The organism is Nocardioides sp. (assembly GCF_036374615.1).
Lineage (GTDB): Bacteria > Actinomycetota > Actinomycetes > Propionibacteriales > Nocardioidaceae > Nocardioides.
This window is the reverse complement of the sequence record NZ_DASUTK010000174.1, coordinates 1-19,841: the sequence shown is the minus strand read 5'-3', so window position 1 is coordinate 19,841 and position 19,841 is coordinate 1. Positions and strand designations below refer to the sequence as shown.

Here is a 19,841-nt window from a genome sequence, read left to right as displayed (position 1 = left end):
TGGTGGAGCCTAGGGGACTCGAACCCCTAACCCCCTGCTTGCAAAGCAGGTGCGCTACCAATTGCGCCAAGGCCCCCGGTTGAAGACTCGGTGAGTGACCGTGCCGAGGCGGTCAGGCCTTGTCGGTGGGCTCGACGTGGTCGGTGGCCTCGGCCCAGAGCGCCTGCTCGGTGCGGCCCTCGTCCAGCTTCTTCTTCGCGAACGCGGCGCCGGCGGCGGCCAGCAGCAGGAACATGATCTTCTTCATGGTGACTCCTCAGATCGCGTCAGGGCGAAGGCGGTGGTGGGCCTAACAGGACTTGAACCTGTGACCTCTTCCTTATCAGGGAAGCGCTCTAACCGTCTGAGCTATAGGCCCGCAGCTTGTGCCAGATCACCGAGGGCGAGCCGGCCGCCGGGCGAGACTACCCCACCCCGAGAGGGCCGGACAAAACGCGGCTCAGGCGTCCTCGGCCAGGGTGACTTCCACGCCGCCGAGCAGCGCTGCTGCCATGTTGTAGAGGAACGCGCCGAGGGTCGCGATCGCCGTCAGCAGCACCACGTCGACCACCGCGATCAGCATGGTGAAGCCCATGACGCGCGAGGTGCCGACGTAGTCGGTGATGTCGAAGCTGCCCGCGGTGTCGTCGCCGAGGATGTCCTGGGCCGTCGCGTTGATCGACTCCCAGACGCCGGCGGCGCTGAGCACGCTCCACACGATGAAGACCGACACGACGGTCACGATCCCGAACGCGACCGCGAGCAGGAACGAGGTCTTCATGACCGACCAGGGGTCGACCCGGGTCAGCCTCAGCCGGGCCCGGCGCGGTCCGCGCTTGCCCTTCGGGGTGGCCCGCCGCTGAGCGTCGCGAGACTCCGGCTGGGCGTTGGCCCGGTGCTCGTCCGCGGCCTTGGTGAGCTTGGCCTGGATCCGCTCGGTCAGCGGAGGTCGGGTGGCGGTGTCGCCGTCACGGACCGGGCCGGTTCGGCTGGTCCGCTCGACGGTTCGCTCGACACTGCGCTCCGTCATCAGTCCTCCTGTGGGGCTGCCTTCTCTGGGGAGTCGTCCGGGTCAGGGGATGGGCCGGACTCATCGATTGTTGCATCCGGAGCCACAGCGGGCGATTCCTCGACCGACCCCCCGGACTCCCCGGCCCCGTTCTCAGCCCCGTTCTCGGCCCCGTTCTCGAGCTCGCCCTCGACGACCCTGGCCTCGACCGACCTGGCCACGACCGCGACCGCGTCGTCGCCCTTGGGACTGACGAACTTCACACCCTGCGTCGAGCGCCCCATCGGCCGGAAGTCGGCATTGATCGGGCTGCGGACGACCTGGCCCCCCTGCGTGATCGAGAGGATCTCGTCGCCGTCCTCGACGATGAACGCGCCCACCAGGACGCCGCGGGACTCGTTGGCGAGGGTCATCGCCTTCACGCCCTTGGTGCCCCGGTTGGTGAGCCGGTAGTCGCTGATCCGGGTGCGCTTGGCGTAGCCGCCGTCGGTCATCGTGAAGACGTACTGGACGTTCTCCTCGGAGTCCTCGGTGGCGGCCTGCGCCGCCCGGATCACCGACATCGAGAGCACGGAGTCGCCGTCGACGGTGTTCATGCCGGTCACGCCGGAGGTCGCGCGACCCATCGGCCGCAGCTGGGCGTCGTCGGCACGGAACCGGACCGCCTGCCCCTTGCGCGACACGAGCAGGATCTCGTCGTCCGGGTTCACCAGCTCGGCGCCGATCAGCTCGTCGTCGTCTTCGCGGAAGTTGATGGCGATGACGCCGGCCTGACGCGGGCTGTTGTAGTCGCCCAACCGGGTCTTCTTCACCAGGCCGTTGCGGGTGGCCAGCACGAGGTACGGCGCCTGCTCGTAGTCGCGGATCGCCAGCACCTGCGCGATGCTCTCGTCCGGCTGGAACGAGAGCAGCCCCGCGACGTGCCCGCCCTTCGCGTCACGCGACGCCTCGGGGAGGTTGTAGGCCTTGGTGCGGTAGACCCGGCCGGCAGTGGTGAAGAACAGCAGCCAGTGGTGGTTGGTGGTCGCGATGAAGTGCTCGACGACGTCGTCGCCGCGCAGGCTCGCCCCGCGCACCCCCTTGCCACCGCGCTTCTGGATCCGGTACTGGTGGCGCAGCGTGCGCTTCGCGTAGCCGCCCCGGGTGATGGAGACGACCAGCTCCTCGTCGGGGATCAGGTCCTCCATCGAGAGGTCGCCGTCGGCGGGGATGATCTGGGTACGCCGGTCATCGCCGTACTTCCCGACGATCTCGTCGAGCTCCTCGATGACGATGGCGCGCTGGCGCTCAGGCTTCTCGAGGATGTCGCGGAGATCCGCGATGATGCGCTCGAACTCGGCCAACTGGTCGATGATCTTCTGCCGCTCGAGGGCTGCCAGCCGGCGCAGCTGCATGTCGAGGATGGCGCGGGCCTGGAGCTCATCGATGTCCAGCAGCTCGATCAGGCCGTCGCGCGCCTCGTCCACATCCGGTGAGCGCCGGATCAGCGCGATCACCTCGTCGAGCATGTCCAGCGCCTTCACGAGACCACGCCAGATGTGGGCGTCAGCCTCGTTCTTCGCCAGTCGGAAGCGGGTACGCCGCTGGATGACCTCGATCTGGTGGGTGACCCAGCTCGAGATGAACTGGTCGATCGTCAGCGTGCGCGGCACGCCGTCGACCAGCGCCAGCATGTTGGCACTGAAGTTGGTCTGCAGCTCGGTGTGCTTGAGCAGGTTGTTGAGCACCACCCGGGCGACGGCGTCGCGCTTGAGGACCACGACCAGCCGCTGGCCGGTGCGCCCGGAGGAGTCGTCGCGGACGTCGGAGATCCCCTGCACCCGGCCGGAGTCGGCCAGCTCGGCGATCTTCAGCGCCAGGTTGTCGGGGTTGACCATGTAGGGGAGCTCGGTGATCGACAGGCAGGTACGACCCTTGGCGTCCTCGTCGATCTCGATCACCGCCCGCTGCGTGATCGAGCCGCGCCCGGTGCGATAGGCCTGCTCGATGCCGGCCTGGCCCACGATCAGGGCGCCGTTCGGGAAGTCCGGGCCCTTGATCCGCTCGACCAGGGCGTCCTGGAGCTCCTGGCGGCCGGCCTCGGGGTGCTCGAGCGCCCACCGTGCACCCTCGGCAACCTCCCGCAGGTTGTGCGGGGGGATGCTGGTGGCCATGCCGACCGCGATACCAGCCGATCCGTTGACCAGCAGGTTGGGGTAGCGCGCGGGCAGCACCGCCGGCTCCTCGGAGCGGCCGTCGTAGTTCGGTCCGAAGTCGACGGTGTCCTCGGTGATGTCGCGGACCATCTCCAGCGCCAGCGGTGCCATCCGGCACTCGGTGTAGCGCATGGCGGCCGCCGCGTCGTTGCCCGGAGATCCGAAGTTGCCCTGACCGTGGATCAGCGGGGCACGCATCACCCACGGCTGCGCGAGCCGGACCAGGGTGTCGTAGATCGCGGAGTCGCCGTGGGGGTGGTATTGACCCATCACGTCACCCACGACCCGGCTGCACTTGGAGAAGCCGCGATCGGGGCGGTAGCCGCCGTCGTACATCGCGTAGAGCACCCGGCGGTGCACCGGCTTGAGGCCGTCGCGTACGTCGGGCAGCGCCCGGCCCACGATCACGGCCATCGCGTAGTCGATGTAGGCCCGCTGCATCGACGTCTGGAGCTCGATCGGCTCGATCCGGCCGCCGGGGCCGTCCCCGCCGTCCCCGCCGTCGCCGCCGATCAGGTTCCCGATCTGTTCCGTCACGTCTCTTCGTCTCTCTGGTCGGTTCTACTCGAATCTAGGGAATGGTTTAGACCGCTAGATATCGAGGTGTCAGATGTCGAGGAACCTGACGTCCTTGGCATTGCGCTGGATGAACGACCGCCGCTGCTCGACGTCCTCGCCCATCAGGATGGAGAAGATCTCGTCGGCCCGAGCGGCGTCGTCCAGGGTGACCTGGAGCATCAGCCGCTGGGCGGGGTTCATGGTCGTCTCCCACAGCTCCTCGGCGTTCATCTCGCCGAGGCCCTTGTAGCGCTGGACGGGGTTCTCCTTGGGCAGCTTCTTGCCCTGCGACAGGCCGTCGCGGGTCAGCGCCTCGCGCTCGGCGTCGCTGTAGACGAACTCGTGCTCGGCCGGCTTGTTCCAGCGGATCCGGTACAGCGGCGGCTGGGCCATGTAGACGTAGCCGTGCTCGATCAGCGGCCGCATGAAGCGGAACAGCAGCGTGAGCAGCAGCGTGTTGATGTGGTGGCCGTCGACGTCCGCGTCAGCCATCAGCACCACCTTGTGGTAGCGCAGCTTGTCGAGGTCGAACTCCTCGTGGATGCCGGTGCCGAGCGCGGAGATGATGGCCTGCACCTCCTGGTTGGCCAGCACCTTGTCGATCCGCGCCTTCTCGACGTTCAGGATCTTGCCGCGGATCGGGAGGATCGCCTGGATCCGAGGGTCGCGACCCTGCCGGGCCGAGCCGCCGGCCGAGTCGCCCTCGACGATGAAGACCTCGCACTCCTCGGGGTTGGTCGACTGGCAGTCCGACAGCTTGCCCGGAAGGCCGCCGCCGCCGAGCAGTCCCTTGCGCGAGCGCGCCAGGTCACGGGCCTTGCGGGCGGCGATCCGAGCACTGGCCGCCGCCTGCGCCTTCCGGACGATGTCCCTGCCCTCGGCGGGGTTCTGCTCGAGCCAGGCGCCGAGCTGGTCGTTGACGACCCGCTGCACGAAGCCCTTGGCCTCGGTGTTGCCGAGCTTGGTCTTGGTCTGGCCCTCGAACTGGGGCTCGCCGAGCTTGATCGAGATGATCGCGGTCAGGCCCTCGCGGATGTCGTCGCCCGAGACGCGGTCCTCCTGCTTCTTCATCAGGCCCCAGTCGAAGCCGGCGTTGTTGATCAGCGTGGTCAGCGCCGACCGGAAGCCCTCCTCGTGGGTGCCGCCCTCGTGGGTGTTGATGGTGTTGGCGAAGGTGTGGACCGACTCGGTGAACGTCGCGTTCCACTGCATCGCGACCTCGAGGCTCATGTGGCTCTCGGACGACTCGGGCGTCTCGGCCTCGAAGTTGATGACCGTCGGGTTGGCCTTCTCCTTGCGGCGGTTGAGGTGCTCGACGTAGTCGACCAAGCCCCGCTCGTACCGGAAGACCTGCTCGATCCCGCCGCCCTCGCCGCGCTTGATCGCGTCGCTGCCGGACTGGTCGACGGAGTCCGCGACGGTGTCGTCCTCGACCGCCTCGGCGACCTGCTCGGCCGAGGGGCGCTCGTCGCGCACCACGATCTCGAGGCCCTTGTTGAGGAAGGCGTACTCGCGGATCCGGGTGGTGATGGTCTCGAGGTCGTACTTCGTGGTCTCGAAGATGTCGGTGCTGGCCCAGTACGACACGGTGGTGCCGGTGCCCTCGCCCTCCTCGAGCTCTCGGACCTGCTCGAGCTCACCGTCGGGTACGCCGAGCTGGAAGGACTGGCGCCACAGGTGACCGCGGTTCTTCACCTCGACGACCAGCTGTGAGGACAGCGCGTTGACGACCGAGACGCCGACGCCGTGCAGACCGCCGGACACCTTGTAGCCGCCGCCGCCGAACTTGCCGCCCGCGTGGAGCATCGTCAGCGCCATGGTCACGGCGGGGATGTCCTGCCCCGGTGCGGTGTCGGTGGGGATGCCGCGCCCGTTGTCCTCGACCCGGACGCCGCCGTCGGTGAGCAGGGTCAGCACGATCCGGTCGCAGTAGCCCGCCAGCGCCTCGTCGACCGCATTGTCGACGATCTCCCAGATCAGGTGGTGGAGACCGCGCTCGCCGGTGGACCCGATGTACATGCCGGGACGCTTGCGGACGGCCTCGAGCCCCTCGAGCACCTGGATGGCCGACGCGTCGTACTCACCGGTGGGAGTGGGTTTCTGATTGGTCGGCACAGGCTGCTCGGCGGTCACACACACCTCTTCGAGGACGGTCGTCGCGGCTGGGGGCCGGGACGCTTCGACATGGATCGGGTCGCGCCTTCAGAGGTCGCGACCCGATGTCCATGATAGCCGCCTACGGGGCTGCATTCACGCGCGGCCTGCCGTAGCGGGGGGATCTGTGGACGAAAATCGGCCGCCAGCGGCCCGGAACCGGCGGTCGGAGCGTCTCGCAGGGGGTGAGACAGGGCCCCATACATCGGATCGGCTGGTGACGGCCCTGATTCACCGGCACCGACCGCCCTGATCTCAGCCGTAGGTGTCGCGCGGACCGCGGCCGTCGCGGACCGACCGGGGGCCCTTCTTCCACGTCGGGCCCTGAGGCCCGCGGACGTCGATCGCCAGCACCGTGCCGTGGCCGAGCTCGTCGTTGAGCCGGCGTACGACCTGGGGCGCGAGCAGTGTCAGCTGCGTGGCCCACGCGGTGGAGTCGGTGCGGACCACGAGTCGCCCGTCGGCGAAGGTCTCGGGCGTGCTGTGGGCACCGATGTCGGTGCCGACCAGCTCGGTCCAGCGGCCGAGCACGGCGTGCACCTTGAGGTCGACCTCCCAGCCGTGGTCCTCGACCAGCCGGCCGACCGTGGTGTCGAGCAGCTGCGGGTCGCGCTCGTCGGGGTGGGAGCCGCTGACCCGCGACCGCGACGGCGGCAGGCTGCGGCTCCGCTTCTTCGCTCGGGTCGCCGGGCTGGTGCGGGCGGTCGCCCGCGTCAGGGCCCGGGCCAGGTCCAGACCGTCGGCCGGGACCTCCGGCGGGGGGTCCTCGAGTGGCCGCTCGTCAGCCATCCCGCACCACCTTTCCCTCACCCACCGTGAACCGTACGCCCGCGAGCGCCTCGGGCACGTCCGCCGCGACCGCCGCGGTCACCAGCACCTGCTCCGCCCCCGCCACCAGGTCGGCGAGCTGGTGGCGTCGGTCCGTGTCGAGCTCGGCGAAGACGTCGTCGAGGATCAGGATCGGATCGTCGCCGTCGGCGCGCAACAGGTCGTACGACGCCAGCCGCAGTGCCAGTGCGAAGGACCAGGACTCACCGTGCGATGCGTACCCCTTGACCGGCAGCCGGGCGTCCGGGTCGCCGAGTGAGAGCCGGAGCTCGTCTCGGTGCGGGCCGACCAGCGAGATGCCGCGGTCGAGCTCGTCGGAGCGCCGTCGCTCCAGCTCGGCCATCAGTGCGTCGGTGAGCTCGGCGGGGTCGTGCGTCGTCACGTCGAGCGACGGTGCGTACTCGATCTCGGCGTCGTCGCGGCTCGCGCCCCGGGCGACCGTCTCGTACGCCTTACCCACGTAGGGCCGCAGCTGGTCGACGAGTGAGAGCCGGGCGGCGAGCAGCTCGGCGCCGGTCCGGGCGAGGTGGGCGTCCCAGACCCCCAGCGTCGACAGCGCACCGTCGCGCGCGCTGCCCCGTGCCAGGCCGGCGGTCTTCAGCAGTGAGTTGCGCTGCCGGAGCACCCGGTCGTAGTCGGAACGGACACCGGCCAGCCGGGGTGTGCGGAGCACCAGCAGGTCGTCGAGGAACCGGCGCCGGTCCGACGGGTCGCCCTTGACGAGGGTGAGGTCCTCGGGTGAGAACACGACGGTGCGCACGAGTCCGAGCAGGTCCCGAGCCTTCGGGAGCGCAGATCGGTTGACCCTGGCCCGGTTGGACCGACCGGGGTTCAGCTCCACCTCGAGCGTGGCGCTTCGTCCCTCGCGGACCACCGCCGCCCGGACCACCGCCTGGTCGGCACCGGCGCGCACCAGCGGTGCGTCCGTCGCCACCCGGTGCGAGCCGAGCCGCGAGAGGTAGTCGATCGCCTCGACGAGGTTGGTCTTGCCCTGTCCGTTGCGACCGATGAACGCGGTCGCACCAGGCTCGAGGGCGACGTCGAGGTCGGCGTACGAGCGGAAGTCGTGGAGCGACAGGTGGGCGACGTGCAACGGAGGACTAGCTCTCTCCGCCTTCGTGCCCCGACCCGGCGCCGGCCTGCTGGGCCGCGCCCGACTGGTCCGGCGTTCCACCGCCCGCGTCGCCGCCCTTCGGTGCCGCGGTCTGGGTCGCGTGGCCTCCGAACTGGTTGCGCATCGCCGCGACCGCCTTCATCGCGGGGGAGTCGTCCTGGCGGGAGACGAACCGCGCGTAGAGGGCGGCGGTGATGGCAGGGGTGGCGACGGCGTTCTCGATGCCGGCCTCGACCGTCCAGCGGCCCTCGCCGGAGTCCTCGGCGTAGCCGCGGATGTCCGCCAGCCCCGGGTCGTCGTCGAGGGCGGCCACGAGGAGGTCGAGCAGCCAGGACCGGATCACCGTGCCCTCGCGCCACGAGCGGAACACCTCGGTGACGTTCTCGGTGACCTGGGCCTTCTCGAGCAGCTCCCACCCCTCGGCGTAGGCCTGCATGATGGCGTACTCGATGCCGTTGTGGACCATCTTCGAGAAGTGCCCGGCACCGACCGCGCCGGCGTGCACGGAGCCGAACTCGCCCTCGGGCTTGAGGGCGTCAAACGCCGGCTGGACCTTCGCGATGTCGTCGGCGTCGCCGCCGTACATCAGGGCGTAGCCGTTCTCGAGACCCCAGACGCCGCCGGAGACTCCACAGTCGACGAAGCCGACCCCCTGCCCCTCCAGTGCCTCCGCGTTGGCCTGGTCGTCGGTCCACCGCGAGTTGCCGCCGTCGACGACGACGTCGCCCTCGCCGAGCAGCTCACCGAGCGCGCGGACGGTGTCGCGGGTGGGATCGCCGGCGGGCACCATCACCCACACGACCTTGGGGGAGGGGAGCGCCCCGACGAGCTCCTCGAGGCTGGCCACGTCGGAGACATCGGGGTTCCGGTCGTAGCCGACCACGGTGTGTCCGGCGTTGCGCAGCCGGGTGCGCATGTTCCCGCCCATCTTCCCGAGACCGACCAGCCCGATGTCCATGCGCTCAACCTACGCTGACGGGTTTCGGGGGGGCCATTGCCGTGGCTGGTTCGGTGGCGGCGCTGCCGTTTGGACACAAACGGCAGCAACACGCCGACGCGACTCGTCGTCTGTGACCAATCGAGGACCCAGCTGGTCCTCGACCGGCGTGGGCGTGCTGCCCCGGCCACGGCGGGGCAGCCGCTTGCCGTTTGGACACAAACGGCAAGCACCCCAACAACACCGGGACGAGGTCGGGCGTCAGTGAGGCCCTGCCGCCGGTGCCGAACGGGTCAGGAGAGCAGGCGTCGCGGCATCAGCAGGTAGCGGAACGCGGGGTCCTTGCCCGACTCGTCGGCCGAGCCGCTCATCACGACCGGCTTCGAGGCCTGCGTGAAGGCCAGCTCGACCACGGCCTCGTCGATCGCCGTCAGGCCGTCGAGCAGGAACTGCGGGTTGAACCCGGTGGTGAGCTCGTCGCCGTCGATCTCCGCGTGGAGGGACTCCGAGGCCTGCGCCTCGTCGCCGGATCCGGCGTCGAGTGTGAGCTGTCCGTCGCTGAACGCCAGCTGGACGGCGGTGTTGCGTTCAGCGACCAGGGAGACCCGCTTGACGGAGTCGACCAGGTCCGCCTTGTCGACCTTCGCGGTGGTCAGGTGCTCGGCCGGGAAGAGGTTGCGGACCTTCGGGAACTCGCCGTCGAGCAGCCGAGTGGTGGTCCGTCGTACGCCGCCGGGACCGACGCCCTCGAACCCGATGATGCCTTCACCGCCGCCGGAGGCTGCCAGCGCGATCGTGACCTCACCGCCACCGGTGAGCGACTTCGCCGTGTCTCCGAGGACCTTGGCAGGGACCAGCGCTGCCTGCGAGGCGTCGGGCGTGCGGGGATTCCAGTCGAGCTCCACGTGGCTGAGCCGGAACCGGTCGGTGGCGAGCAGCGAGATGCTCGAGCCCTCGATCTCGATCCTGACTCCAGTGAGCACCGGCAGCATGTCGTCACGGCCGGCGGCGGTCACGGCCTGGGCGACGGCGTGCGCGAACTGCTCGCTCGGGACGGTCCCGCTCGCAGCCGGCATGTCCGGCAGGGTCGGGTAGTCCTCGACCGGCATGGTCTGGAGGCTGAACCGCGCCGAGCCGCAGGTCAGCGAGACCCGCGGGCCCTCGAGCACCATGTCGACCGGCTTGGCCGGGAGGCTGCGACAGATGTCGGCGAGCAGCCGGCCGCTGACCAGCGCCTGGCCCTCGTCAGAGACCTGCGCCTCGGTGAGCGTCGCCCGAGCCGAGGTCTCGTAGTCGAAGGTGGAGAGCACCAGGCCCTCGTCGCTGGCCCCGATGAGCAGGCCTGCGAGCACCGGGACGCTCGGGCGGACCGGGAGGCTGCGAGCAGCCCAGGCGACGGCATCGGCGAGCACGTCGCGTTCGACACGGAACTTCACGGTTCGACGTCTTTCCGTTCTGGGTGCATGACAAAGGTGGAGCGGGGACTGCATCCTGCCATGCGACGCCGAGCGGCGGGAGTTCTCCCCAGGGCGGGCCGTTCGTGGAGTTCCACCGAGGATGGTCCCGGATAGGTTCTCGTGGGAGTCGTAGCAGCGGTGGAAACTGTGGACAAACTGCGAACTCGCAGGTCAGGACCGCGATTCGACGCGCACAGGGGGTGTGGACGAACCGGGCACGAACGGCCGCCGGTTGTGAACGGCCGGCGACGCGAACGCCAACACTCACGGGTTGTGCACACGATGTGCAGAACTCCGGCCTCGTGCCTCACACGTTGTCCACAGTGGTGACCCCCGAGCGAGCGGTCACCCGCGTGCCTGGAGCTTGATCCGGTTCGTCAGCTCGCTCACCTGGTTGAAGACGGCGCGACGCTCGGCGAGCAGCGTGTTGATCTTGCGGTCGGCGTACATGACCGTCGTGTGGTCGCGGTTCCCGAACTCGGCTCCGATCTTCGGAAGCGACAGGTCGGTGAGCTCGCGGCACAGGTACATCGCGATCTGCCGGGCCATCACCAGGTGACGGCCGCGGCTGGGGCCGGTGAGCTCCTCGATGGACAGCCCGAAGTACGCCGCGGTCTGAGCGATGATCAGGCCGGCGGTGATCTCCGGCTCGCCGCCCTCGGGGATCAGGTCCTTGAGCACGATCTCGGCGAGCGTCATGTCGACCTCCTGCCGATTGAGGTTCGCGAACGCCGTCACCCGGATCAGCGCACCCTCGAGCTCGCGGATGTTGGTCTGGATCTTGCTCGCGATGAACTCGAGGACGTCGGGGGGCGCTGTGAGCCGGTCCATGGCGGCCTTCTTGCGCAGGATGGCGATCCGGGTCTCGAGGTCGGGGGGCTGGACGTCGGTGATGAGGCCCCACTCGAAGCGGTTGCGGAGCCGGTCCTCGAGCGCCTCGAGCCGCTTGGGCGGCCGGTCGGAGGTCAGCACGATCTGCTTGTTGGCGTTGTGGAGGGTGTTGAAGGTGTGGAAGAACTCCTCCTGCGTCTGGGTCTTGCCCTCCAGGAACTGGATGTCGTCGATCAGCAGCACGTCGACGTCGCGGTAGCGCCGCTTGAACCGGTCCTGCCGGTCGTCGCGGATCGCGTTGATGAACTCGTTGGTGAACTCCTCGCTCGACACGTAGCGCACCTTGGCCCCGGTGTAGAGGCTGCGGACGTAGTGGCCGATCGCGTGGAGCAGGTGGGTCTTGCCCAACCCGGAGTCGCCGTACACAAGCAGCGGGTTGTACGCCTTGCCGGGCGCCTCGGACACCGCCACGGCGGCAGCGTGGGGGAAGCGGTTGGACGAGCCGATGACGAACGTCTCGAAGGTGTACTTGGGGTTGAGGCGGGTCTCGAGCTGCGGAGTGATCGCCGGTGCGCTCGGCGAGGAGCCGAGCTCACCCCCGAGCCGCGCTGGCTCGTAGTGATGTGTCGACATATCGTCATGTCGATTGGTGGGTTCATCGACAGCGTGGATGTCGGGCGGGTCGGGTGCCGGCTCCAAGCCCGGGTCCACCGTCACCGCGATCCGCATCGCGCGGCCGAACGCGGCGCCGAGCGCTTCCTCGATCTGGGCGCGCAGCTTTCCCTCGAGCTGGCCGCGCGTGAACTCGTTGGGGACCGACAAGATGGCGGTGTTCTCGTGCACCGTCACCGGTTGGCTGGTGCGCAGCCACGCCCGCTGGTAGGCCTGCAGGTCGTCGAGCACCCCCCGCCAGGCGGCGTGCAGGTCGCCGGTCGCAGAGTCCGGTGGTGGCGAGTCGTGCTGGGGGTGTTCCACGAGGCAGCCTTCTGAAGTTCGCGGTCGGTCACGGGTGGGCGGTCCACAGGGTTCTCCACAGTCTGTGCACCCGGCCCCTCGGTGTGGAGAGGCGCCTTCCGAGACCGGCCCGGTGGCGCCCCATGGTGCATTACTGCAGGTCAGTGGCCACATTCGGGAAGGGGTGACCTGGATCACACAGTGATCGAGACCGGGACGCCCGGAGGCCGGCGGGGAACCTCGGACCGGGCGAACGTAACAAGTCCCGGGCAGTGGCGGCAAGGGTTTCTCCACAGGCGGCGAGAATTGTCCACAACGCGTGGTCGGCGCCGGTTTGACCCCCTCCGAGGTCCCCGCGTACCGTTGGCCGGTCACCAGGTGATCGACCGGTGCCGCATGTCCATGGACGTACTCGCCATGGCCGGGCGGTGCCAGCCGAACGGCAGGCGTCCCGGCCCTTGGTGGTGCGACCCCAGCCCCACACGAAAGAGATGCTCGTGAGCAAGCGTACGTACCAGCCGAACAATCGTCGTCGGCACAAGACGCACGGCTTCCGTCTGCGCATGCGCACCCGGGCCGGCCGGTCGATCCTGGCCTCGCGCCGTCGCAAGGGCCGCAAGAGCCTGGCCGTCTGAGCGGTCCCACCGCCGCTCACCGTGCTGCCATCGGCGCACCGTCTGACCGACGCGGAGAGCTTCCGTGCTGCGGTCCGTAGGGGACGGCGGGCGAGAGCCGACTCGCTCGTGGTGCACCTGCTGGTCACCGAGGCCGAGCCTGCGAGCACCGTCCCACGCGCCGGCTTCGTGGTGAGCAAAGCGGTCGGGAACGCCGTGATCCGCAACAGAGTGCAGCGCCGACTCCGACACCTGGTCCGGGAGCAGCTCGACTCGCTCCCACGTTCTGCCGCGCTCGTCGTGCGGGCCCTGCCGGCCGCTGCGACCGCGACGTACGCGGAACTCCGCACCGACTTGACCCGTTGCCTCCAGCAGGTGACCGCGCCGGGGTCGGGGCGGAGAGGCAGGGAGGTGTCGGCCTCGTGAAGTACCTGCTCATCGGGCTGCTGCGGGCCTACCGCGCAGTCATCAGCCCGCTGTACGGCCAGGTGTGCCGGTACTATCCGTCCTGCTCGGCGTACGCGCTGGAAGCGGTGACCGTGCACGGCAGTGTGCGTGGGAGCTGGCTCGCCGTGCGCCGCCTCGCCCGCTGTCACCCCTGGGCGGCCGGCGGATACGACCCCGTTCCTGCCGCGGAGCGATCACCGGCCGCGGACCACAGCCGCTCGAGCAGCACCGCGGCGCCCACACCCAGCCGAGGAGCCTGAGTGTTCGACTTCTTCAACGTCATCATGAACCCGCTCTACTACGCGATCTCGTTCGTGTTGATGAAGTGGCACGACTTCTGGACCTGGATCGGGCTCGACGAGTCCGGTGGCGCGTCGTGGGCACTGTCGATCATCGGCCTGACCGTGGTGATCCGGGCCGCGCTGATCCCGCTGTTCGTGAAGCAGATCAAGGCCAGTCGCAACATGCAGCTGATCCAGCCCAAGGTGAAGGAGCTGCAGAAGAAGTACGGCCACGACCGGGAGAAGCTCGGCCAGGAGACGATGAAGCTCTATCGCGAGTCGGGCACCAACCCGTTCGCGTCGTGCCTGCCGATCCTGCTGCAGATGCCGATCTTCTTCGCGCTCTTCGGTGTGCTCAACAATGCGGCGGACGGGAAGCCGAAGGGTGTCCTGACCGTGCAGGACGCGAAGAACTTCGGAAACTCCGAGCTCTTCGGCGTCCCGCTCTCGGGCACGCTCTTCAGCGCTGACGGCGACGTCGGCATCATCGTGCTGGCGGCCTTCCTGGTGCTGGCGATGACCGCGACCACGTTCTTGACCCAACGGCAGCTGATGAGCAAGAACATGCCGGCCGACGCCCTCACCGGCCCCTACGCCCAGCAGCAGAAGCTCCTGCTCTACGTCCTGCCGGTGGTCTTCGCCGTCGGCGGAATCGCGTTCCCGATCGGCGTGCTCCTCTACTGGACGACCTCGAACCTGTGGACCATGGGCCAGCAGTTCTACGTGATCCGGCGCAACCCGGCTCCCGGGACGCCGGCGTTCTTCGCGAAGGAGCAGCGCGACGCGGCCAAGGCCGCCAAGCACGGCGCGGTGGCCACCGAGGCGTCGGCCGAGGGCGGTACGACGACGGCCACCGAGCCGGAGACCGATCGTCGCCCGGCTCGGCGCCAGCAGCCCAAGCGGCAGTCGCGCGAGCAGCGCAAGAAGTCCGGTGGTGGCGGGGGACCGGGCAAGACGCCGCCCGATCCGTCGACCACCTAGTGGATCGACGCCCCGACCTTTTCGTACGTACCCAGCAGCAGAGGATCCCGATGACCAACCACACCGATGAGACCCCGATCGACACCGCGGCCGATGAGGTGCGGGACGACGTGCAGGACGACGTGCAGGACGACGTGCAGGACGACACCGAGGCCGGAGTCGACGAGTCCCGACCCGGTCGCCAGGAGCGGCTGGAGAACGAGGGCGACATCGCGGCCGACTACCTCGAGGAGCTGCTGGACATCGCCGACCTCGACGGTGACCTCGACATGGACGTCGAGGGTGACCGGGCGTCGGTCTCGATCGTCGGTGCCGACCTCAGTCAGCTGGTCGGTCGCAACGGCGAGGTGCTCGACGCGCTGCAGGAGCTGACCCGACTCGCTGTCTACCGCGAGACCGGCGAGCGTTCCCGGTTGATGCTCGACATCTCGGGCTTCCGCGCGCAGAAGCGCGACGAGCTGGTCGCCCTCGCCGCCGGCGTCGTGGCCCGGGTGAAGGAGTCCGGTGAGCCGGTGTCTCTGGACCCGATGTCGCCGTTCGAGCGCAAGGTCGTCCATGACGCGGTCGCGGCGGCCGGACTCACCTCGGAGTCCGAGGGCGTCGAGCCGCGCCGGTACGTCGTGGTCCTGCCGGCGTGACCGAGGACGTTTCACGTGAAACATCGGGGGACCCTGCTCCCGCGCCCCCCGCTGCCGCACCCCCTGCGCCCGAGTCAGCGCGGGGGGTGTTCGGTTCAGCGCGGCTGGCCCTCGCCGAACGGTACGCCGGACTCCTGGCCGGGGACGGGACGGTGCGTGGCCTGATCGGGCCACGCGAGGTCCCCCGGCTGTGGGAGCGCCACCTCATCAACTGTGCGGTGGTCTCCGAGTTGGTCCCGGCCGACGCCTCGGTGTGCGACATCGGGAGCGGTGCCGGCCTGCCCGGAGTCGTGCTCGCCATTGCTCGTCCCGACCTCCGGGTGACGCTCGTTGAGCCGTTGCTGCGCCGGACCGCATACCTCGAGGCGGTCGTCTCCGAGCTGGGGCTGGAGAACTGCGAGGTTCGGCGGATGCGCGCTGAGGCGCTGCACGGGCAGGCGCGGTACGACGTCGTCACCTCCCGCGCGGTCGCGCCGCTCCCGAAGCTGCTGGCCTGGTCGCTCCCACTGGTGGCGCCCAGGGGTGCCGTGGTGGCCATGAAAGGCGCGCGCGCCGCGGCCGAGGTCGCGGACGCCGCGCAGGTCTTGCGACGGCTCGGATGTGCCGCAGAGGTGCTCGAGCTCGGCGCCGGTGCGCCGACCTGTCTCGACCCTCCGACCACCGTGGTGCGGGTGGTCAGGTCCGGATCAGATGTGAGAGGTTGAGACTCGTGTCAACGAGCCCGTCCATGGAGCCGGGCCAGCTCGGATGGCCCGCCACCGACGACCGTCCAGAGTTTTCCACCGGTCTCGGGTGGCCCGCTGAGCGCAGTGGTCCACAGGTGGACCCAAGTTATCCACAGGCCGAGGACGAGCGGGACGACAGCGGCCCAGCGTCCACGGGGGAGGCCCAGAGCGTGGTTTCACGTGAAACGTCGAGCGTCTTCGACGTCCGGACCGCTGCCGATGTGGTGGCGACCAAGCTCCCACTCGGCGACGACAACAGTGACGAGACGACGCCGTTGGCCCGTGAGGCCGAGGTCACGGTCCGGGCTCGGTTCGACGCCCGGACTCGCCCGACCCTGGCCCGCCCCGAACACACCCGGGTGATGGTCGTGGCGAACCAGAAGGGTGGCGTGGGCAAGACGACGTCCACCGTGAACCTCGCCGCGGCGCTGGCCCAGCTCGGTCAGCGGGTCCTGGTGATCGACCTCGACCCGCAGGGGAACGCCTCCACGGCGCTCGGCGTGGAGCACCGTCGCGGCACGCCGTCGACGTACGACGCGGTCGTCGACGGAACGTCGCTGGAGGAGGTGACCACCCGCTGTCCCGAGGTGGACGACCTCTGGGTGGTTCCGGCCACGATCGATCTCGCCGGGGCAGAGATCGAGCTCGTGAGCGTGGTGGCGCGTGAGAGCCGGCTTCAGAAGGCGATCGCCGCCCACCCGCGGGTCGGGACCGCCGAGGAGGCGGGGGAGGAGCGGTTCGACTACGTCCTGGTCGACTGCCCGCCCTCGCTCGGCCTGCTCACCCTCAACGCGCTGGTCGCCGGTGAGGAGATGTTGATCCCGATCCAGGCGGAGTACTACGCCCTCGAGGGCCTCGGCATGCTGCTGGAGACCGTGGACATGGTCAAGGCCCACCTCAATCCCCGGCTGGTCGTCTCCACCATCCTGGTCACGATGTACGACGCGCGCACCCGACTCGCCTCCGGCGTCGCCGACGAGGTCCGGGAACACTTCGGTGACCAGGTCCTCAAGACCACCATTCCCCGGTCGGTCCGGGTCTCCGAGGCACCGTCGTACGGGCAGACGGTGATGAGCTACGACCCCGGGTCCCCCGGAGCTCTGTGCTACCTCGAAGCCGCCCGCGAGATCGCCACCAAGGGAGTGCCCATCCGATGACAGCCCAGCCTCGCCGCGGACTCGGCCGCGGGCTCGGATCCCTCATCCCGACCGGTCCCCGGCCGGAGGCGCCGGACGACGTTACGACCACGGACGCGCCGGGCACGACCCCCGGAGCCGGGGTCGGCCCCGAGCTGGTGGGTGGCTCGTACTTCACCGAGCTGCCTCCGGACTCCATCACGCCGAACCCGGTCCAGCCGCGCCAGGTCTTCGACGAGGACGCGATGGCCGAGCTGGTCACCTCGATCGGCGAGGTCGGGCTGCTGCAGCCGATCGTCGTGCGGCCGCTCAGCGAGGGTCGCTACGAGCTCGTGATGGGGGAGCGGCGCTGGCGCGCGGCCCAGCAGGCCGGACTGGACACGATCCCGGCGATCGTGCGGCAGACCGGCGATGACGCCATGCTGCGCGATGCGTTGCTGGAGAACCTGCACCGCTCACAGCTCAACCCCTTGGAGGAGGCGGCCGCCTACCAGCAGCTGCTCGAGGACTTCGGCTGCACCCATGACGAGCTCGCGGGGCGGATCGGCCGGTCTCGTCCGCAGATCAGCAACACCCTCCGGCTCCTCAAGCTCTCGCCCGCGGTCCAGCGCCGGGTGGCCGCCGGCGTCCTGTCGGCCGGCCACGCGCGCTCGCTGCTAGCGGTGGAGGATCCCGCGGCCCAGGACCGGCTCGCCGGCCGGGTCGTGAGCGAGGGGATCAGCGTCCGTGGTCTGGAGGAGATCGTGGCCGTGGGCGAGCCCGGCACGGCTCCGGCTCGGACCCGGCGCTCCAAGCCGAAGGCCCCCGGCCTGAGCGAGATCGCCGACCGGTTGAGCGACCGGTTCGACACCCGGGTCAAGGTCGACCTGGGCAAGACGAAGGGCAAGATCACTGTCGAGTTCGCCTCGCTGGCCGACCTGCAGCGGATCGTCGACGTGATGGACCCGCGCAACCGGCAGGACCGGCCGATCTAGCGCTTCATCCATCTATCTCTTTGTCGACAAAGCGATAGATGGTCATGTGGGTGAAGCGCGCCGCCGGGCGGCCCGGTCGCGCTGCTCGGCGGCATCGAGGGCAGCCGCCTGCTCCAGGCTCGGTGCGCTGCCGCCGAGCCGTTGTGGGAGCCACCAGCTGCCGGGCGGCTGCTGGTCGGCGGGGTAGCCGGCGATGGCCTCGTCGAGCATCGTGGCCATGACCGACCGCAGCTCGGCAGTCTCGGCCACCGGGTCCGCGCCGCGGGGGTGGAGCGGCGCGCCGACCCTGATGTGGATCGGGAGGCCGCGGGTGAAGAAGTCCCTCGGGTGGTCCTTGGTCATCAGCCGCTGGGTCCCCCAGAGCACCACCGGCAGCAGCGGGACGTTCGCCTCGGCGGCGATCCGGGCGGCCCCGGACTTGAACTCCTTGAGCTCGAAGGCCCGTGAGATGGTCCCCTCGGGGAAGATGCCGACGCACTCGCCGGCCCGCAGGTACTCCACTGCCGTGTGGTACGACGCGACACCGGACCCCCGGTCGACCTCGATGTGATGCATCGACCGCATCAGCGGCCCGGTGACCTTGTGGTCGAACAGCTCGCGCTTGGCCATGAACCGGGCTCGCCGACCGGCCGAGAAGACCCCCAGCCCGCCGTACACGAAGTCGACGTAGCCGATGTGGTTGACCGCGATCAGCACCCCGCCCGTGCGCGGGACGTGCTCGGTACCGGACACGGTGATCTGCTGACCGAGCACCCGGAAGCCGAGCCTGGCCGCCGCGATGATCGGGGGATAGGTGAGGTCACGCACGCTCACAGCGTAGGGGGCGCAGGTCAGCGGCGAGTGGCCAGGAACTCCGCGATCCGGCCGATCGCCTCCTCGAGCACTGGGACGTCGGGCAGGGTCACCATCCGGAAGTGGTCCGGCTGCGGCCAGTTGAACCCGGTGCCGTGCGTGACCAGGATCTTCTTGGCACGCAGCAGGTCGATCACGAGCTGCTGGTCGTCCTCGACGGCGTAGACGGCGGGGTCGAGCCGTGGGAAGCAGTAGAGCGCGCCCCGCGGCCGTACCGAGGACACGCCGGGGATCTCGTTGAGCAGCCGATCGGCGAGCATGCTCTGCTCGTAGAAGCGGCCGCCGGGGACGATCAGCTCCTCGATCGACTGGTAGCCGCCCAGCGCGGTCTGGATCGCGTGCTGTGCGGGCACGTTGGCGCACATCCGCATGTTGGCGATCAGGGTGAGGCCCTCGAGGAAGTCGGTGGCGAGCTCCCTGGGGCCCGACACCATCACCCAGCCGGCGCGGTAGCCGCAGACGCGGTAGGCCTTGGACAGGCCGCTGAACGTCAGGCACAGCACGTCGTCGCCCGCGGCGGCGGCGGCATGGTGGTGGACGGCGTCGTCGAAGAGGATCTTCTCGTAGATCTCGTCCGCGAACACCACCAGCTGGTGTCGTCGGGCGATGTCGACCAGACCGGCGACCACCTCGCGGCTGTAGACGGCCCCTGTGGGGTTGTTGGGGTTGATGATGACGAGGGCGTGAGTGTCCTCGGTGATCTTCGACTCGACGTCGGCCAGGTCGGGGTTCCACCCGTTCGCCTCGTCGCACAGGTAGTGCACCGGCGTGCCTCCGGACAGCGTCACCGCGCCGGTCCAGAGCGGGTAGTCCGGGGCAGGCACCAGGATCTCGTTGCCGTCGTCGACGAACGCCTGGAGCACCATCGAGATCAGCTCGGACACGCCGTTGCCGATGAAGACGTCGTCGACGCCGACGTCCCGCAGCCCGCGCTGCTGGTAGTACTGCGCCACCGCGGTCCGGGCCGGGTAGATGCCCTGGGAGTCGCTGTAGCCCTGGGAGTCCGGCAGGTGGTGGACGATGTCGGCCACGATCGCCTCAGGCGCCTCGAACCCGAACGGGGCGGGGTTGCCGATGTTGAGCTTGAGGATCCGGTGGCCCTCGGCCTCGAGCCGCTGCGCCTCCACCAGGATCGGGCCCCGTACGTCGTACCGCACGTGGTGGAGCTTGCGGCTCT

The 19,841-nt window shown here is 69.5% G+C and carries 19 protein-coding genes and 2 tRNA genes; 8 read left to right on the top strand and 13 right to left on the bottom strand.

What is annotated here, in order from left to right; genetic code table 11:
* From VFZ39_RS13690 to dnaA, 11 genes are all read right to left on the bottom strand, one after another.
* Positions 1-76: transfer RNA gene (locus VFZ39_RS13690), tRNA-Ala, on the bottom strand.
* A 36-nt stretch (positions 77-112) separates the two neighbouring features.
* Complete coding sequence (locus VFZ39_RS13685; RefSeq protein ID WP_330866325.1) at positions 113-247, bottom strand: DLW-39 family protein; 135 nt, start codon at positions 245-247, stop codon at positions 113-115.
* Between the two features lie 34 nt (positions 248-281).
* Positions 282-358 (bottom strand) — tRNA-Ile (locus VFZ39_RS13680).
* 81 nt (positions 359-439) lie between these two features.
* Positions 440-1,009 carry a DUF3566 domain-containing protein gene (locus VFZ39_RS13675; protein ID WP_330866324.1) on the bottom strand — a complete coding sequence of 190 codons (570 nt, stop codon included), beginning with the start codon at positions 1,007-1,009 and terminating at the stop codon, positions 440-442.
* Complete coding sequence (gene gyrA / locus VFZ39_RS13670) at positions 1,009-3,624, bottom strand: DNA gyrase subunit A (RefSeq protein WP_414690295.1); 2,616 nt, start codon at positions 3,622-3,624, stop codon at positions 1,009-1,011. Before gyrA ends, VFZ39_RS13675 begins: the two co-directional genes overlap by 1 nt.
* Positions 3,625-3,789: 165 nt before the next feature.
* The gene (gene gyrB / locus VFZ39_RS13665) at positions 3,790-5,856 is read right to left on the bottom strand and encodes a DNA topoisomerase (ATP-hydrolyzing) subunit B (RefSeq protein WP_330866323.1); all 2,067 of its coding nucleotides are present in this window, start codon (positions 5,854-5,856) and stop codon (positions 3,790-3,792) included.
* Positions 5,857-6,150: 294 nt separating this feature from the next.
* Complete coding sequence (locus tag VFZ39_RS13660) at positions 6,151-6,684, bottom strand: DUF721 domain-containing protein (RefSeq protein ID WP_330866322.1); 534 nt, start codon at positions 6,682-6,684, stop codon at positions 6,151-6,153.
* The gene (gene recF, locus VFZ39_RS13655) at positions 6,677-7,816 is read right to left on the bottom strand and encodes a DNA replication/repair protein RecF (RefSeq protein ID WP_330866321.1); all 1,140 of its coding nucleotides are present in this window, start codon (positions 7,814-7,816) and stop codon (positions 6,677-6,679) included. Before recF ends, VFZ39_RS13660 begins: the two co-directional genes overlap by 8 nt.
* A 7-nt stretch (positions 7,817-7,823) precedes the next feature.
* Positions 7,824-8,795, bottom strand: coding sequence for a phosphogluconate dehydrogenase (NAD(+)-dependent, decarboxylating) (gnd, locus tag VFZ39_RS13650; RefSeq protein WP_330866320.1), 972 nt, complete (start codon positions 8,793-8,795; stop codon positions 7,824-7,826).
* 272 nt (positions 8,796-9,067) lie between these two features.
* A complete protein-coding gene (gene dnaN / locus VFZ39_RS13645; protein ID WP_330866319.1) occupies positions 9,068-10,210 on the bottom strand; it encodes a DNA polymerase III subunit beta in 1,143 nt (380 codons plus the stop codon).
* A gap of 366 nt (positions 10,211-10,576) precedes the next feature.
* Complete coding sequence (dnaA, locus tag VFZ39_RS13640) at positions 10,577-12,037, bottom strand: chromosomal replication initiator protein DnaA (protein ID WP_414690294.1); 1,461 nt, start codon at positions 12,035-12,037, stop codon at positions 10,577-10,579.
* A 476-nt stretch (positions 12,038-12,513) separates the two neighbouring features.
* Between dnaA and rpmH the strand changes: the two genes are divergently transcribed.
* The 8 genes from rpmH to VFZ39_RS13600 all read left to right on the top strand — a co-directional run bounded on the left by rpmH (position 12,514) and on the right by VFZ39_RS13600 (position 17,812).
* Positions 12,514-12,651, top strand: a complete 138-nt coding sequence (gene rpmH / locus VFZ39_RS13635; RefSeq protein ID WP_330866318.1) for a 50S ribosomal protein L34 — start codon at positions 12,514-12,516, stop codon at positions 12,649-12,651.
* A gap of 21 nt (positions 12,652-12,672) precedes the next feature.
* On the top strand, positions 12,673-13,056 hold the full coding sequence (gene rnpA, locus VFZ39_RS13630; RefSeq protein ID WP_330866317.1) for a ribonuclease P protein component: 384 nt from the start codon (positions 12,673-12,675) through the stop codon (positions 13,054-13,056).
* Positions 13,053-13,337, top strand: a complete 285-nt coding sequence (yidD, locus tag VFZ39_RS13625; protein ID WP_330866316.1) for a membrane protein insertion efficiency factor YidD — start codon at positions 13,053-13,055, stop codon at positions 13,335-13,337. Before rnpA ends, yidD begins: the two co-directional genes overlap by 4 nt.
* Positions 13,338-14,339: a membrane protein insertase YidC gene (gene yidC / locus VFZ39_RS13620; protein WP_330866315.1), complete on the top strand. Its 1,002-nt coding sequence runs from the start codon at positions 13,338-13,340 to the stop codon at positions 14,337-14,339.
* A gap of 50 nt (positions 14,340-14,389) precedes the next feature.
* Positions 14,390-14,977: a protein jag gene (locus VFZ39_RS13615; RefSeq protein WP_330866314.1), complete on the top strand. Its 588-nt coding sequence runs from the start codon at positions 14,390-14,392 to the stop codon at positions 14,975-14,977.
* 86 nt (positions 14,978-15,063) lie between these two features.
* A complete protein-coding gene (gene rsmG, locus VFZ39_RS13610; RefSeq protein ID WP_330866313.1) occupies positions 15,064-15,681 on the top strand; it encodes a 16S rRNA (guanine(527)-N(7))-methyltransferase RsmG in 618 nt (205 codons plus the stop codon).
* A 191-nt stretch (positions 15,682-15,872) separates the two neighbouring features.
* The gene (locus VFZ39_RS13605; protein ID WP_330866312.1) at positions 15,873-16,859 is read left to right on the top strand and encodes a ParA family protein; all 987 of its coding nucleotides are present in this window, start codon (positions 15,873-15,875) and stop codon (positions 16,857-16,859) included.
* A complete protein-coding gene (locus VFZ39_RS13600; RefSeq protein WP_330866311.1) occupies positions 16,856-17,812 on the top strand; it encodes a ParB/RepB/Spo0J family partition protein in 957 nt (318 codons plus the stop codon). Before VFZ39_RS13605 ends, VFZ39_RS13600 begins: the two co-directional genes overlap by 4 nt.
* A gap of 42 nt (positions 17,813-17,854) precedes the next feature.
* Here the strand turns inward: VFZ39_RS13600 and VFZ39_RS13595 are convergent, their stop codons facing one another.
* Both VFZ39_RS13595 and VFZ39_RS13590 read right to left on the bottom strand, forming a co-directional pair.
* Entirely contained in the window at positions 17,855-18,619 is a 765-nt protein-coding gene (locus VFZ39_RS13595) for a lysophospholipid acyltransferase family protein (protein ID WP_330866310.1), read from the bottom strand.
* A gap of 23 nt (positions 18,620-18,642) precedes the next feature.
* Positions 18,643-19,841, bottom strand: a 1,199-nt coding sequence (locus VFZ39_RS13590; RefSeq protein WP_330866309.1) for a pyridoxal phosphate-dependent aminotransferase, incomplete at its 5' end; no start/stop codon positions are given.

Coding starts and splice junctions, on each gene's coding strand:
- VFZ39_RS13685 (WP_330866325.1), bottom strand. CDS start 247: ATGAAGAAGATCATGTTCCTGCTGCTGGCCGCCGCCGGCGCCGCGTTC.
- VFZ39_RS13675 (WP_330866324.1), bottom strand. CDS start 1,009: ATGACGGAGCGCAGTGTCGAGCGAACCGTCGAGCGGACCAGCCGAACC.
- gyrA (WP_414690295.1), bottom strand. CDS start 3,624: ATGCAGCGGGCCTACATCGACTACGCGATGGCCGTGATCGTGGGCCGG.
- VFZ39_RS13660 (WP_330866322.1), bottom strand. CDS start 6,684: ATGGCTGACGAGCGGCCACTCGAGGACCCCCCGCCGGAGGTCCCGGCC.
- gnd (WP_330866320.1), bottom strand. CDS start 8,795: ATGGACATCGGGCTGGTCGGTCTCGGGAAGATGGGCGGGAACATGCGC.
- VFZ39_RS13615 (WP_330866314.1), top strand. CDS start 14,390: ATGACCAACCACACCGATGAGACCCCGATCGACACCGCGGCCGATGAG.
- VFZ39_RS13600 (WP_330866311.1), top strand. CDS start 16,856: ATGACAGCCCAGCCTCGCCGCGGACTCGGCCGCGGGCTCGGATCCCTC.